The sequence below is a fragment of the Streptosporangium sp. DT93 genome (genome assembly GCF_049844535.1).
GTDB lineage: Bacteria > Actinomycetota > Actinomycetes > Streptosporangiales > Streptosporangiaceae > Streptosporangium.
Genome location: NZ_JBNCLF010000027.1, coordinates 66,724 through 79,152 on the forward strand (window position 1 = coordinate 66,724; position 12,429 = coordinate 79,152).

The following is a 12,429-nucleotide window of genomic DNA, read 5'->3' on the forward strand; positions in this document are numbered from 1 at the left end:
GGACGGCGACGGCCTGCGGGGCGAATTCCGATGGTCGCCTCCTCCATCTGCCGTACCGGAACGTCACGGCAGGTGAAAACCACTGGTTCGTACGTCTTGCACCGCCGGTACGTCCTGCGCCGCGTCCGGCACCGCCGGTACGGCAGCACGGCGACGTGACCACGTCCGGTGCCGCCGGTACGGCAGCCGCACGGCCACGTACAGGATCGGCACCGACGCCGCCGTCGCCCAGAGCGGCCACGGCGGGAGGACGAGCAGCATGACGCTCGCCCGGGACGTCCCGCCGGTGCCGGTGACCGACACCGTCGCGCGGCAGACGCACATCAACGGCGGGTCGGCCCACCGGACGGTGGCTCTCCGGCTCGTCCCCCGTGGCACGACGAGATCGGGGAACGGCACGTCCTGCCCGTTCACCCGCACCTTCAGGCGATCCGGTCCCGAGAGGTCGCGGTGCACGGTCCCGAGATTGTCGAGGGCGACGGTGAGGTCGACCGGGCCGCCCGTCGTGAGGGCGTGAGGAGTGGTGAGGCCGGCGACGCGCACGGAGGTGTCGATCGGTCCCGGGACGGTGATGTAGACCGGCGTTCCGATCGCCCGGTTCAGCAGGACGTCGCCGTCTCCACCCCTGGCGGGGACGACGAAGAGCAGGGCCGCCTGGTGCCCGCCGTTCTCCGCCCGCGCCGGGGGGTCGATCAGCACGGTGACGCTCCGCTCCGCGCCGGGTTCCAGGTGGAATCTCGACGGCCTGACCCTGAGCCAGCCGGCGGCGGAACGGGGGGCGTCGCGCCGGAAGACCATCTCGCCCGACCCGTCCGTCGTGAAGCTCGTCCTGTCGACCGCCACCTCGACCGGCGACCGGCCTCCGTTGACCACGTGGAACGCGTGCCAGGCGTCGATCTCCTCGGGGCCGACGACCAGCCGCGCCGGGCTGACCGTCAGCGAGAACCCGGGATCCGGGGTCAGGGCGGCCACCCCGGAGAACGACGGGGTCACCCCCCCGGGGGCTCCGGAAACACCCGAGGGTCCCGCGACCCCGAAGGCTTCCGAAACCTTCGAGGCTCCCGGAGCACCGAAGGCCCCCGAAACCCCGGAGGTCCCCGAAACCCCGGGGGCCGCCGAAACCCAGGAGGCTTCCCGAGCCCCCGAGGTCCCCGGCCCCATCGCCCACGTCGCGCCGCCCGCCACCAGAAGCGCGACGATCGAACGCCGAAGCATCCCGGTCACCGCGTGCCCCCCGCCGTCGCGATCGCATCGAGGACTCCCGGGGGATCCACAGAATCGCGGCGATTCGCCCGCGCGTTCGTGGAGGCGTCCGGCCACGGGTTCGGATGGCGAGCCCGCGCCCACCGGTGAACGGCGCCCCCTGCGGAGGTGGCGGCGTCACCGCGCTCACGAATGCCGACCCGGACGCGGGTCTTCTCGACAGGACCGTGGCCGGACATCGCTTCACCGCATGGTAACCACGAGATCACCGGATACCTCGAAGCCGCACGTTCCGGGCGTGCCGCCCCGGGACCCGCGTACGCCCCCGGCATCCGCGTCCCGCGCCGTCCCGGATCACACCGACCACGACCGGACCCGTGACGCCTCACCCCGGCGCCCGCGTCCCGCATCGCCCCGCGTCACCGGTGACGTCCGACCCCGTGCGCGTCCCGTCCCGGCGCCCACGTCCCGCATCGTCCCGGATCACACCGACGACGACCGAGCCCGTGCGCGCCCCACCCCGGTGCCCCGTCCGCGTGTTCGTCGGCGAAGGCGCGCCTCACGACCTTGATCACGCGAAGCGCCCGCGGGCAGAATCGGTCCCATGACGGTGCCGGACGAGACCGAGACCCCCTTCCCCTCCCAGATCCGGTTGTCCGATCTCGGGCTGCACCTGCGCGAGTGGGCCGACGACGACGTTCCCGCCATGGTCGACCTCTTCGACGAGCCGCAGGTCGCCCGCTGGACCCCGCTGCGTTCACCGTTCGACGCCGACGCCGCCCGCGAGTACCTGACCCGGGCCCGCGCGGCGCGTGCCGCCGACCGCGGCGTGCAGCTCGCCGTCACCGAGGACGGCCGCGAACCCCTGGGAGAGGTGCTGTTCTTCCGCAGGGCCGGTGAGAGCGGGGTGGCCGAGCTCGCGTACGCGATCGGTGCCCGGCACCGGGGCCGGCGGCTGGCGGCGCGCGCCGTCGAGGTGATGGCGCGGTACGCCGCCACGTCCCTGGGAACGCGCGGCCTGGTCCTGCGCGTCGATCCGGCGAACGGGGCGAGCGTCGCGGTGGCGCGCGCCACCGGTTTCCACCTGACCGACGCCGAACCCGAGACCTTGGACCGCAGGGGCGACCGCGTCACCCTGCTCACGTGGCGTCGCGACCTTCGCCCGGGGCTCACGTGGGGTCGCGACCTTCACCCGGGATCGGCCGGCGCCGAGAGCCCGTGAACGCCCCTGGCCGGAGAGGGCCGGTCAGATCGGGATGCGGTGCAGCGACCGGGTGGCGTCGAGGTACCGCTCGTCGATGAACCGCCCGGAGACGCGGCCCGCCAGGACGAACCAGTTGTCCAGCCACAGCCCCAGGCTGCCCACCGGGCCGGCCGGGCCCCCGCAGAACACGTCGACCACGCCGGGGCGGCTCGGTTCGAGACCTTCGGCGTACTCGTGGAAGGGCCAGCCGGGTGCGGCGATGTCGACCGGGCTGCGCCGCCCGACGGTGATGCCGTCCGAGTAGTACAGGTCGTGTACGCCCAGGTCACCGGCGTCCCACACCACCTGGACGAACCTGCGCCCGGCGGAGGCCAGCAGGTCGGCGCGCAGGGGCGGCCCGGCGATGGTGATGGCGTGGCTCCAGCCGGGGGCGTGCTCGCCGAGCCAGACGAGCTCCCTGAACGCGTACGGCTCGTAGTCCCTCATCGCCTCCCCCAGCCCGCAGCGCACCGCCGTCGCCGGGTCGGAGCCGAGATCGCGGGCGATCTCGTCGGGGTCGTCGCCCTCGATCCACGTTCCGGCGAACGTGTCGCGGAACCCGCGTTCCCGGAGCGGCGCCCACTGTTTCCCGTGCGTCATGAAGCCAGCACCCCTACCGGGACCCGGCACAGGGTCCGTCTCTCGGCGAGCCAGTCGCGGTCGATGAACCGGCCGGTGACCCGCCCGACCGCGACCAGGTGGGCGTCGAGGTCGTCCTTGTCGCCCCGGTCGTCGTTCAGGTGCAGGTCGCTCAGGCCCGCCTCGTGGCAGAGGCCGGCGACACCGTAGAACTCGTCGGTCTCCCGCAGGTAGCAGAAGTCCAGGACCCGCCGGGTCAGCAGGCTCAGGTCGAGCACCGAACCGGCGACCACGAGGGCGAACGTCCAGCCCGGCGAGTGCCCGCCCATCCACAGGACCGGGGTGCGCGCGTCCGCCCCGCTCCAGCGCAGCGCGGTGGCCAGGTCGCATTCGAGCGTCGTGGCGGGATCGACGCTCAGCTCGGCGGCGATCGCATCGGCGTCGCCGCCCTCGATCCACGCGGCCTGAAAGTCCTCCCGCATCCCCGCGGCGGTCAGCAGCTCCCATTGACTCTCTTCCGGGAACGGTTTCACTCGGCACCTCGATTCGTGAAATAGAGAAAGGCATCGTATACCGGCCAAAGAATGCGAGTGCGGCCTGCCGGAAAAATACTCGCCGGTACGGTTTCTCTGGACGACGGAGAGCGATCGGTGGCGGCCGTGGACGACATCGTCGCGGCTAACGCCTGTTCTCCCGAATCGCCGCCTCGATCCGTAAGCCGACACCCACCACGGCAAAAGCCGGCGTTGCCATGAGAGCCTCGGGCGGCACCCTGAAGTCGTTGGCCACGAAGAGGAACGGGACCAGTACCATCCCCAGCATGAGGGCCACGTTTCCCCAGCCCCGGACACGATCCGCATCGTCGTTCGCCGCGCTCCGGGCATCGTCCCTGGGCTCATTCACAGAGATATGATTCCACATCGGCGGATCACGCCAGAAGGGCGGGAACACTTCGTCCGCGCATTTCTCCGGCCGGCACCCGCGGTCCCGCGCCCCCCGGAGACAGAGCGGCTGCTAAATCGATGGCCCTTCCCGGCCACAGGCCTCATCGTGTCTTCCATGGAAGAACCGAAATACCGGATCCGGGCGGTGCACACCGCATCCACGATCACCGTCTATCAGGCCTACGCACCGGAGATCGGCCTCCCCGCCGCCCGCCACGGCCGCTTTCCCGCCACCTGGAAACGGGACCGGATGACGTGGATCAAACCCTCGTTCCTGTGGATGATGTACCGCTGCGGCTGGGCCACCAAGGAGGGACAGCGGACCGTCCTGGCCGTCGAGATCACCCGCGAGGGATTCGAGTGGGCCCTGCGCCACGCGTGCCTGTCGCACTACGAGCGTGACCTTCATCCCGACCGGGCCACCTGGAAACGGCGGCTCGGCGACGCCCCGGCCCGGGTGCAGTGGGACCCCGAACGCGATCTTCACCTACGGCCGCTGCCCCACCGCTCCCTGCAGCTCGGTCTCTCGCACGAGGCCGCGCGCCGGTACGCGGACGAGTGGACGGTCGCCATCACCGACGTGACCCCGCTCGCCCGCGAGATCCACACGCTGACGCGCGACGCCCCGGACGCGGCGGCCGGGCTCCTGCCCGAGGAACGCCCCTACCCGGTCGAGGACGGGCTTCTGTCCCACCTGTGTCCCCAGCCCGCGGCGGAACCGCCTCCACAAGACCAGGGGCACACCAGCGACTCCACCGGACCCGAGGTACATCGGTGCCCTCCGGCGACCGGATCGCGGCGCCTAATTCGGATGATTACGGCGAGACCACCAGGCACCATACAGACATGACACACAAGATCCGCCCAGGTGCGCCCGAGGATGCCGGAGCACAGGAGTACGTGCGGGTGACCACGTGGAAGACCGCCTATCGCGGGATCATGCCCGACGAGTATCTCGACGCGCTCAAGGTCGAACCGGACGCGGTGGCGGGCAAGGAGACAAGGCTCGCGAACGCCCTGGCCGAGGGGCGTACGCCACTTCTGGTGGGTGAGATCGGCGGCAGGGTCGTCGGGTTCGTCGACTTCGGTCGTTGCCGCGACGAGCGGATCGGCGGCGGCGAGATCTTCGCCGTCTACGTCCTGCCCGAGGCGCAGGCGAGCGGTCTGGGCCACGCGCTCATGACGGCCGCGGTGGAGCGGCTCCGTGCCGACGGCCACGAGGAGATCGGCTTGTGGTCCGCGAGCGGCAATGCCCAGGCCCGGCGCTTTTATGAGCGTTTCGGTTTTGTCCTGTCCGGTCGCGTCCAGCACCACGCGGCTCCCCTGCCACCGGTGGAAGAGGTCCACTACCGGCTGCCTTCGTCGACGAACGCGACCACAGCGGGGCACGATTCCCGCGGCGTCGGCCCGTTCGACGCCGACTCGCCCGGCCGGAGCTGAGAACCGAGGTCCCAGACCGCCGACACCTTCGGCCTCGCGAGGTGATCGGCCCCTTCGTGCCGCGACCCGGGCGGGCGGCGCTGCGCTGCGAACGCACCGTGCTCCCGAGATCACCCAAAGGCTGGTGGCGTCAGCGGATCCCTCGGGCGAGAAGGTCCTTGACGCTCTGCGACGCCTTCGCGGGGGACCCTGCGTCGAACGGCGGTTGCGGGTCGTACTCGATCGCAAGCTGGATCGCCTCGGCGGTGGTCCGGTCGGTGATCCGTGCCGCCAGCGCGAGCGCCATGTCGATGCCGGAGGAAACTCCGGCAGCGGTCACGATCTTTCCCTGGAACACCACCCGCTCGGCCGTGTAGGCGGCCCCGAACGACTCCAGTACATCGACCGCCCCCCAATGGGTCGTCGCCGAGAGTCCTGTCAGCAACCCGGGGGCTCCCAGCAGCAACGACCCCGTACACACTACGGACCGATCGCGTCAAGAGGGTGAACCGGTCGAACAGCGGTATGACGATACGCACGGCGACTCCCCGACCGACCTGCCGAGTTTCGGTGAAAGGCCACCAGGATATGACGCGAGCCCATCGAAATCGCCTTCCAGACGTCGGCGGGATACATGCGCACGGTCCGGCCCGCATATGAACCAGAGCCTCCCGGCCGACGTTCCTCGAGCATGACGCGCAGACGCCTGACCGTCCTCGTCGCCTCCGCCACAGCGTTGGGCCTGGTGGCGCTGTGGCGGATCGCGACCGGGGACGACCGGCGGCTCGACGGGCAGGTACGGCAGGCTCTTGAGCGCTACGAGCAGGCCTTCGCGAGAGACGGTGCCCGTGCCACTCCGACACCTGCTCGGCGGGACGGGTTCGCCCCTGTCCTCGGCGCTCCCTCCGTGGAGAAGGTCACCGTCCTTCGAGACGGAGGGACGCTCACCGCCGAGTTCATCGGGGGGAGGGCCACCGGTCCCTGCGGCTCGGACTACACGGCGCGAGCCGTCGAGTCCGAGCACGCGGTCCTGATCGTGATAGAGGAGCACCCACACTGGCGGGTACGGGCGTGCACCTCGGAGGGACACCTCAGGCAGGCGACCGTACGGCTCAGCCGCCCCCTGGACGGGCGCACGGTGCTGGAGGCCATGAGGGGGATGCCGGTCACCGTCGAGCCGGCCGGATGACGGGACCGGGGACCCGGCGCAGAAGCGGTCATCCACCTCGCTTCCCGCTGAGCCAGGATTCGTTCCTCACCCCTCATCCCCGTCTCGTGGGAAACAGGCGCCGGGGTTCACGGAACGGGGCTCGTCCGGGCTACTTCCTGCCGGCCAGGGTGTGGGCGACCAGCGCGTTGGCGTGACCGTGGCCCAGACCGTGTTCGGTCTTGAGCCAGCCGACGAGTTCCATGTGCTTGGTCAGTGGTGAGGCATTGATGAGGTCGATCCAGTCCTGGACGGGGCGACCGTACTTGGTCTCGATCGAGGGGAAGTAGCTGGCGGGATTGCCCTTGGGCGGTGTGGTCATGTTCTTCGGTTCCATTCTGTCGGCGCTGGTCAGGCTCTCGTGCTCGTCGGTCTCGCCCGGCCTCACCGACGCGTCGAACAAGCCGGGCCGACCTCGACACCACCCCATTCAAACCCTTCGAACTGCGACAACGTCGTTCGGAGCGCATTCCCTGTCACATCGAGCCTCCTGGCCGGGATGGTCACGTCGGTACGAGCACGCTCAGCGAGAAGCCCACTGCGGCGCCGGAGGCGTGAAGGACGTCCGGCTGATCAGACCTCCGCGGTTCTTGAACAGGTTCCGGCTGCCCTGGCCGATCGGACGGCGGGTGCAGGGGGAAACGAAAGCATCGTCGAGCAGGGCCCGACCAGGTGGCGAAGGTTTCTCGGACACGGGCAGCCTGTTCTTCCCGCGCACGAACATCGATGAGCGAACCGCCGCCGAACGGACGACGAGGGTCTGCGACAGAGCACTCTTCCACCGATGTCAGCGAGGTAGCGCTGAAATGCCGTCGACAAGGCTGTTGCCGGCCCCCTATCGTGCAGGCCATGACGGACGGTCCCCGCATGGACCGGTGTGACTGCGGTGCGATTGCCGGTCCGCTGGGCGTGTGCGCAGACTACTACCACGGAATCCTGGCTGAAGAGCAGGCCGATCCTCAGATGTACAGGTGGCACGCGCCTGTGGTCTGCGCCTATTTCCTGCAGCATCCTTCCACAGCTCATGAGAGGTACCTCGACGGTCAGTTCCGCCAGTTGCAGCTCTACGTGGACAAGGGCCTTGACGCACTGCTTCGCGTGGCGGCTCATCAGGTGGCACGGAACAAGCACGGGGCACGGTCGGGCTACGACATGAGGCCGTTCGCGGCGTACGCGCCGCTCCCGCCGGGCGGACCTCCCGGGCACTTCCGCGCCACGTTCTGCGAGTTGCCGTTCAGTGACGGCAGCTTCGTGTCCGACGGTCATCTGGCGTACGGGCGCCGCATCCAGTCCATCGCCGAAGCGACTGTGGAGTCCTGGAGATCCCTCCAGACCTGATCCTCGACCTCGGCTGCGACCGCCAGCCCCAGAAAACACAAAGCGTCTCAGTCCGCTCCCGCCTACGAACCTCAGCTTTGGAACACCGATCATCCTGGAGCCTGAGCGCCCCCGCCGGAGGCACGTGGTGTTTGAGAGCGGTAGATCAGGGGCGCACGAATGTCGGAAGTGATCGTTACTTTGGCGACGTACCTGAGGAAGACGGCTGGGAGTGGTACGGATGGAGATCACATACGCCGACGTCGCTTGGCTGGCCGAAGACTATGAGTTGGGCGACGTGTGGTGCCTGACCTTCGTGTGGGGGCTCGACGAGGCCGAGGCGCTTCGACGCGTGGGCGCCACGGAGGGGAGCATTCGGCCGCTCACGTACGAAGAACTGGATGATGAAGGGTTGTTCCCCGACACGGTTTTAGCCGGGAGGCTGGGCGGCTGGACCGTGCTCATCGAGAGAGGCGGATGGCAGGCGACAGAACGCGATGCCGTACGGGCCCTGTCGACCGCGACAGAGGTTGTATCGGTCCTGCGTCACGACCACGCGACCGACAACTTCGTGTACGCCCGCGACGGGGAGACAGTGACCTCTTTCAACCCCACGATTCCCGCATGGCGCTACGGGAGCGACCCTGATCGTCTTGTGGACGCCATGAGAGCCGCGGGCCTCGGTCCCGCACGCACGGCCGGAGGCGAGGACAAAGACGAGAACGCCGATCATCCAGCAGTGGGCAAGGCCTTGCTACTTGCAGTACGGCTGACTCGCGTTGTCCTGACTCCAGAGGTCCTGCACGGGCCATTACTGGGCGGTGTCGTCCGTTCACCGGTTTAGGGCTCAGGCGGCGGCGTGCCGGCGGTCGGCGCGTTGGCTGGGTACGGCGAGTGCGCAGTACGGCTACGGCCCGGGTCGCCGCCGGCCGGGACCGGCGCCCACGCCGCACGCCCGGCCGGCGGGCGGCAGAGGGCCGGGTACGGCGGCGCGCCGCCGCTCGATAACCCGTAAGAACAATTCGGCAAGCTACTCGTTACGCTCGGCGTTCTTGCGTGCCTCGGCGATGAGCTCGATGAGGTCGGCGAGGATTTTGGGGCTCGCCGCGATGGTGGCTGTGGAGTTCATGGTGTGCGGGCTGCCGTCCAGATCGACAACGGTGGCGCCGGCTTCGCGGGCGATGAGCACTCCTGCGGCGGTGTCCCATGGTTTGTTGCTGAGCATGACGAGAGCGTCGACCTTGCCTTCCGCCACCCAGGCCAGATCGATCGAGGCCGCTCCGAACATCCGGATGCGTTGCACGCGGGCGACGAGTTCGCGGGTGAGCGCCAGGCGCAGCCGGTTCTTCGTTTTCGCGTCATCGCCTACGGCATAGTCGCCCATGGCGACCACCGCGGCATGGAGGTCGCCGGTTTCGCCGGTATGAATCGCTTGGCCGTTGGCCTTCGCCCCGTTGCCCTCGGCCGCGCTGTAGCGGGAGGCGAGGAACGGCAGGTCGATCACCCCGAGGGTCGGCATGTCCTTGTCGACCAGGCCGAGGGAGACACCGCACAGCGGGAGGCCGTGCAGGAAGTTGACGGTTCCGTCGACCGGGTCGAGGACCCACTTGAGACCACTTTCGGCAACGGTCGCGGCTCCTTCCTCTTCACCGACGAACCCGATCTCGGGCGTCTCGCGGCTCAGGAAGTCACGGACCGCGTGCTCTACGGCGTAGTCCACCTCGGTGGCCATGTCACGGTCACCCTTGGCGGTGATGGCTCCGGGGAGGCGGCTCTTCACGATCTCGGCGGCGATGGTGACGGCCTGCTCGGCGACCGGCAGGAGCGCGTGGGCATCGACGGTCATACGGGGCTGCTCCGCTCCCACATCGAGGTGAACACCTGGTCGAAGACGGGGAACAGCCCATCGACGGCCATGTTGTCGTTGATCACGATGGTAGGCGAGTCGACTCCACGAGCGTTCGGCGAAGAACTGGCCCTCCCCTCGCAGTCCTTCCGATGCGTCCGGCTCGATGCCGCTCTCCTCGCGGCCCCTTCACCGTTCATCGCCACTGGGCACGCGCCAGGGTGAGTCCGTACACCTTGGCCGCGCCGCTCGCCCTGAGCCGCATGGCCACCGCGTTGAGGCTGCTGCCGGCGGTGAAGACGTCGTCGTAGACCATGATGCGCCGACCTCGTACCCGAGCCGGCTCCGGCACGTGCAGCGCGGCGTACAGCTCGTTCGCCGCCAACTGTCGCTCCATGAGGGAGCTCGTGTCCCGCATTCGGGGAGTGGCTCGCGTTTTCTCGATGAGCGGCGGGTCCAACACGAACGGAAGACCCTCATCGTCCTCGACGACCGCCCGTTCGATGACGTACCCGGTGTGATCATTGACTTTGCGTTCCTGATGCGGCTCCAGGTAGGCGGGCATCGGGATGATGGCGTCCACCCTGTCGACGAGCTCCGGTCTGGTGTAGAGGTGACCCAAGACGATCCGCGCAAAGATCATCCCCCACCCGTGTGCTCCACCCTTGAGCCGAATGACCCCCCGCTCCAGAGTGCCGGCCTTGACCCCGACGACGGCCGTCCACTCGAAAGCACGCTGCGGGTCGCTGCAGAGCTTGTTCGAGCAGGTGACTTCACCGTCTCGTAGCGTCTGCTGGCAGACCGGGCAGTTGGGTTCGTCCGGCGGCCGGAGGCTTTCCGACGCGCACTCGTGGCAGATGCGGACGTGCCCCGTCTGCAGGTAGGGGCATTTACCGCACCTGCCGAAACCAGTGGGTGGTGGCCCGTCGCCGTAAGCCGGCCGTCCTGGTCTGGTCACCACAGCGCCTCGGGGGACGGCTCCTCCAGTTTCAAGTCCTCGAAGTCGAGGGTCAGCTGAGCGCGGGACGCGTTGACCGCTTGGATCCGGTCCGGGCTGGACAGGCTTTTCACGACATCGTCCACGTCTTCCACCGTGAGCGCCCCGCGCGTCTTGACGTACTCCCGCGCCCACGGTTGAGCCTCGGTGAGGCTACGGAGCAGGAACACCCTCTTGCCGTGTTCCAGCGCCAGGCGCGCCTGCATCTTCGCCCCGGACGTGCTCGCGGCTTCGATGACCACAGTGCCCTGCGCGATGCCGGACATGGTGACGTTGCGGCGAGGGAAGGTGTAGGTCGCGCCGTTGGCCTCCGGCCAGAACTGGGAGACCAGGGCCCCGTTCTCGGCGATCCGGTCGGCCAGAGCGCGGTTCTCGGCCGGATAGCAGCGCAGGATGCCTGTCCCCACGACCGCGATCGTCCTGCCGCCGGTATCGAGCGCCGCGGTGTGCGCCGCGGTGTCGATGCCTCGGGCAAGGCCGGACACGACGGTGACCTGACGTTCGGTGAGCAGGCCCGACATCCGGCGTGCCCGGCGCAGCCCGTCCTCGCTCGCCTGGCGGGTGCCGACGACGGCCACGCTGCGCAGGTCCGCGTCACGCAGCTCACCCCGGACGAACAGGAACGGCGGAAGGTTGAAGATCAACCGGAGGGTGGCGGGGTACTCCTTGTCCAGGACGGTGACGAGTCGAGCCCCACCCCGGGCCGCGAGCTCGGCCTGCTTGACGGCGGACTCGACGTGGCCATCGAGTTCCTGGGCGTTGTCGTTGATGAGAGCTCTGGCTTCGGTCGCCTCGGGGGAGGACTCGATGATGTCGCCCGACCATAGGCGCGCCAGGCCGTTCGGACGCTGAGCCTCGCGCGCGATGAGGTACCAGCTGACGCCCTTGACCATGCATATCGCGAGCAGCCGTGCCTGCTCTCCGGTGATCCGCATCCTACTCTCCAAACTAATGTTCGAATGCGTGTCCCATGTTACTTCAGTGCCTTATGTCGCCCGAAGGTATGTCCCTATTGTCAGGTGTTGCCAGATGCTCCACGAACCGCATCAGCGGTCGGCATGGTCGTGAGCCATGAACGGCATTCGTTCGCCACTCCGATGCGATGTAGCGCACAGATACTTGATGCGTACGCTGAGTATATGAATGGCGCCTTCGGCGTCTCGGCATGACGCGCATCACCGATGTACGACCACGCCCCGGAATACCTCAAGATGGTGTCGAGGTGCTCCTGTACGGGCTCAGGTGACGTGAACGGCACCCTCAGCCCGGTCGCCACCGGGCGACAGCGTCCACCTCTTTGGGTACACGACGTACGCCGTCCCGGTGACCACCTCGCACGCTACGTAGATCATGCGGTGCCGGGTGGCCGGGAAAGCACGCTCCCCGAGGTTCTTGAGCGCGACGACAAAGAGCGACGATCCCGCTCAACGATCAAAGGGCCAGGTCAACCGGAAACCGGTTGACCTGGCCCTTTCTCACGAGCCGACGAGGGGAATCGAACCCCTGACCTACAGTTTACAAGATCTCGGTACGCGACCCTCTGAGCTGCTGCGGCGCTGGTCGGAGGCGGTCTCCCCCTGTCCGTGAGTCCCCGTGATTCCCCCTCGTTCCCCGGCCTTACTGGCACGCGAATGGCACGGCCTGAGAACCCCGTGCGGACGCACACACCCCGCC

15 protein-coding genes are annotated in these 12,429 nt (G+C 68.6%); 6 read left to right on the forward strand and 9 right to left on the reverse strand.

Annotation, left to right across the window (positions count from 1 at the left end):
- Positions 1–63 precede the first annotated feature (63 nt).
- Positions 64–993 (reverse strand): hypothetical protein, encoded by a 930-nt coding sequence (locus tag ACLQ2R_RS36165; RefSeq protein WP_425965926.1) that lies wholly within the window; start codon positions 991–993, stop codon positions 64–66.
- Positions 994–1,807: 814 nt separating this feature from the next.
- On the opposite strand from ACLQ2R_RS36165, the gene ACLQ2R_RS36170 reads away from it, so the two are divergent.
- Positions 1,808–2,425, forward strand: a complete 618-nt coding sequence (locus ACLQ2R_RS36170; RefSeq protein WP_425965927.1) for a GNAT family N-acetyltransferase — start codon at positions 1,808–1,810, stop codon at positions 2,423–2,425.
- Positions 2,426–2,449: 24 nt separating this feature from the next.
- Here the strand turns inward: ACLQ2R_RS36170 and ACLQ2R_RS36175 are convergent, their stop codons facing one another.
- The 3 genes from ACLQ2R_RS36175 to ACLQ2R_RS36185 all read right to left on the reverse strand — a co-directional run bounded on the left by ACLQ2R_RS36175 (position 2,450) and on the right by ACLQ2R_RS36185 (position 3,928).
- Entirely contained in the window at positions 2,450–3,046 is a 597-nt protein-coding gene (locus ACLQ2R_RS36175) for a hypothetical protein (RefSeq protein WP_425965928.1), read from the reverse strand.
- Positions 3,043–3,558 (reverse strand): hypothetical protein, encoded by a 516-nt coding sequence (locus ACLQ2R_RS36180; RefSeq protein WP_425965929.1) that lies wholly within the window; start codon positions 3,556–3,558, stop codon positions 3,043–3,045. Before ACLQ2R_RS36180 ends, ACLQ2R_RS36175 begins: the two co-directional genes overlap by 4 nt.
- Positions 3,559–3,703: 145 nt before the next feature.
- Complete coding sequence (locus ACLQ2R_RS36185) at positions 3,704–3,928, reverse strand: hypothetical protein (protein ID WP_425965930.1); 225 nt, start codon at positions 3,926–3,928, stop codon at positions 3,704–3,706.
- A 156-nt stretch (positions 3,929–4,084) separates the two neighbouring features.
- On the opposite strand from ACLQ2R_RS36185, the gene ACLQ2R_RS36190 reads away from it, so the two are divergent.
- Both ACLQ2R_RS36190 and ACLQ2R_RS36195 read left to right on the forward strand, forming a co-directional pair.
- Positions 4,085–4,819: a DUF4291 domain-containing protein gene (locus tag ACLQ2R_RS36190; protein ID WP_425965931.1), complete on the forward strand. Its 735-nt coding sequence runs from the start codon at positions 4,085–4,087 to the stop codon at positions 4,817–4,819.
- Between the two features lie 56 nt (positions 4,820–4,875).
- Positions 4,876–5,409: a GNAT family N-acetyltransferase gene (locus ACLQ2R_RS36195; protein WP_425965932.1), complete on the forward strand. Its 534-nt coding sequence runs from the start codon at positions 4,876–4,878 to the stop codon at positions 5,407–5,409.
- A gap of 130 nt (positions 5,410–5,539) precedes the next feature.
- Here the strand turns inward: ACLQ2R_RS36195 and ACLQ2R_RS36200 are convergent, their stop codons facing one another.
- Positions 5,540–5,869: a DJ-1/PfpI family protein gene (locus ACLQ2R_RS36200; protein ID WP_425965933.1), complete on the reverse strand. Its 330-nt coding sequence runs from the start codon at positions 5,867–5,869 to the stop codon at positions 5,540–5,542.
- A 210-nt stretch (positions 5,870–6,079) separates the two neighbouring features.
- Here ACLQ2R_RS36200 and ACLQ2R_RS36205 point away from each other — a divergent pair, with 210 nt between their 5' ends.
- A complete protein-coding gene (locus ACLQ2R_RS36205; protein WP_425965934.1) occupies positions 6,080–6,577 on the forward strand; it encodes a hypothetical protein in 498 nt (165 codons plus the stop codon).
- Positions 6,578–6,707: 130 nt separating this feature from the next.
- Here ACLQ2R_RS36205 and ACLQ2R_RS36210 read toward each other — a convergent pair whose 3' ends face one another.
- Entirely contained in the window at positions 6,708–6,998 is a 291-nt protein-coding gene (locus tag ACLQ2R_RS36210) for a DUF4287 domain-containing protein (RefSeq protein ID WP_425965935.1), read from the reverse strand.
- A gap of 446 nt (positions 6,999–7,444) precedes the next feature.
- Here ACLQ2R_RS36210 and ACLQ2R_RS36215 point away from each other — a divergent pair, with 446 nt between their 5' ends.
- Together ACLQ2R_RS36215 and ACLQ2R_RS36220 are read left to right on the forward strand one after the other, a co-directional pair.
- A complete protein-coding gene (locus tag ACLQ2R_RS36215; protein WP_425965936.1) occupies positions 7,445–7,933 on the forward strand; it encodes a DUF5946 family protein in 489 nt (162 codons plus the stop codon).
- A 220-nt stretch (positions 7,934–8,153) separates the two neighbouring features.
- Positions 8,154–8,756 (forward strand): DUF6461 domain-containing protein, encoded by a 603-nt coding sequence (locus ACLQ2R_RS36220; RefSeq protein ID WP_425965937.1) that lies wholly within the window; start codon positions 8,154–8,156, stop codon positions 8,754–8,756.
- Positions 8,757–8,942: 186 nt separating this feature from the next.
- Here ACLQ2R_RS36220 and ACLQ2R_RS36225 read toward each other — a convergent pair whose 3' ends face one another.
- From ACLQ2R_RS36225 to dprA, 3 genes are all read right to left on the reverse strand, one after another.
- Positions 8,943–9,758: an inositol monophosphatase family protein gene (locus ACLQ2R_RS36225; protein ID WP_425965938.1), complete on the reverse strand. Its 816-nt coding sequence runs from the start codon at positions 9,756–9,758 to the stop codon at positions 8,943–8,945.
- A 196-nt stretch (positions 9,759–9,954) separates the two neighbouring features.
- On the reverse strand, positions 9,955–10,401 hold the full coding sequence (locus ACLQ2R_RS36230) for a ComF family protein (protein ID WP_425965939.1): 447 nt from the start codon (positions 10,399–10,401) through the stop codon (positions 9,955–9,957).
- A 311-nt stretch (positions 10,402–10,712) separates the two neighbouring features.
- A complete protein-coding gene (gene dprA / locus ACLQ2R_RS36235) occupies positions 10,713–11,690 on the reverse strand; it encodes a DNA-processing protein DprA (protein ID WP_425965940.1) in 978 nt (325 codons plus the stop codon).
- Between the last annotated feature and the right edge of the window lie 739 nt (positions 11,691–12,429).

Bases quoted from the DNA above. Each gene is read 5' to 3' on its own strand.
- ACLQ2R_RS36225 (WP_425965938.1), bottom strand. From the start codon at position 9,758: ATGACCGTCGATGCCCACGCGCTCCTGCCGGTCGCCGAGCAGGCCGTC.
- ACLQ2R_RS36230 (WP_425965939.1), bottom strand. From the start codon at position 10,401: ATGATCTTTGCGCGGATCGTCTTGGGTCACCTCTACACCAGACCGGAG.
- ACLQ2R_RS36215 (WP_425965936.1), top strand. From the start codon at position 7,445: ATGACGGACGGTCCCCGCATGGACCGGTGTGACTGCGGTGCGATTGCC.
- ACLQ2R_RS36190 (WP_425965931.1), top strand. From the start codon at position 4,085: ATGGAAGAACCGAAATACCGGATCCGGGCGGTGCACACCGCATCCACG.
- ACLQ2R_RS36205 (WP_425965934.1), top strand. From the start codon at position 6,080: ATGACGCGCAGACGCCTGACCGTCCTCGTCGCCTCCGCCACAGCGTTG.
- ACLQ2R_RS36175 (WP_425965928.1), bottom strand. From the start codon at position 3,046: ATGACGCACGGGAAACAGTGGGCGCCGCTCCGGGAACGCGGGTTCCGC.
- dprA (WP_425965940.1), bottom strand. From the start codon at position 11,690: ATGCGGATCACCGGAGAGCAGGCACGGCTGCTCGCGATATGCATGGTC.
- ACLQ2R_RS36170 (WP_425965927.1), top strand. From the start codon at position 1,808: ATGACGGTGCCGGACGAGACCGAGACCCCCTTCCCCTCCCAGATCCGG.
- ACLQ2R_RS36220 (WP_425965937.1), top strand. From the start codon at position 8,154: ATGGAGATCACATACGCCGACGTCGCTTGGCTGGCCGAAGACTATGAG.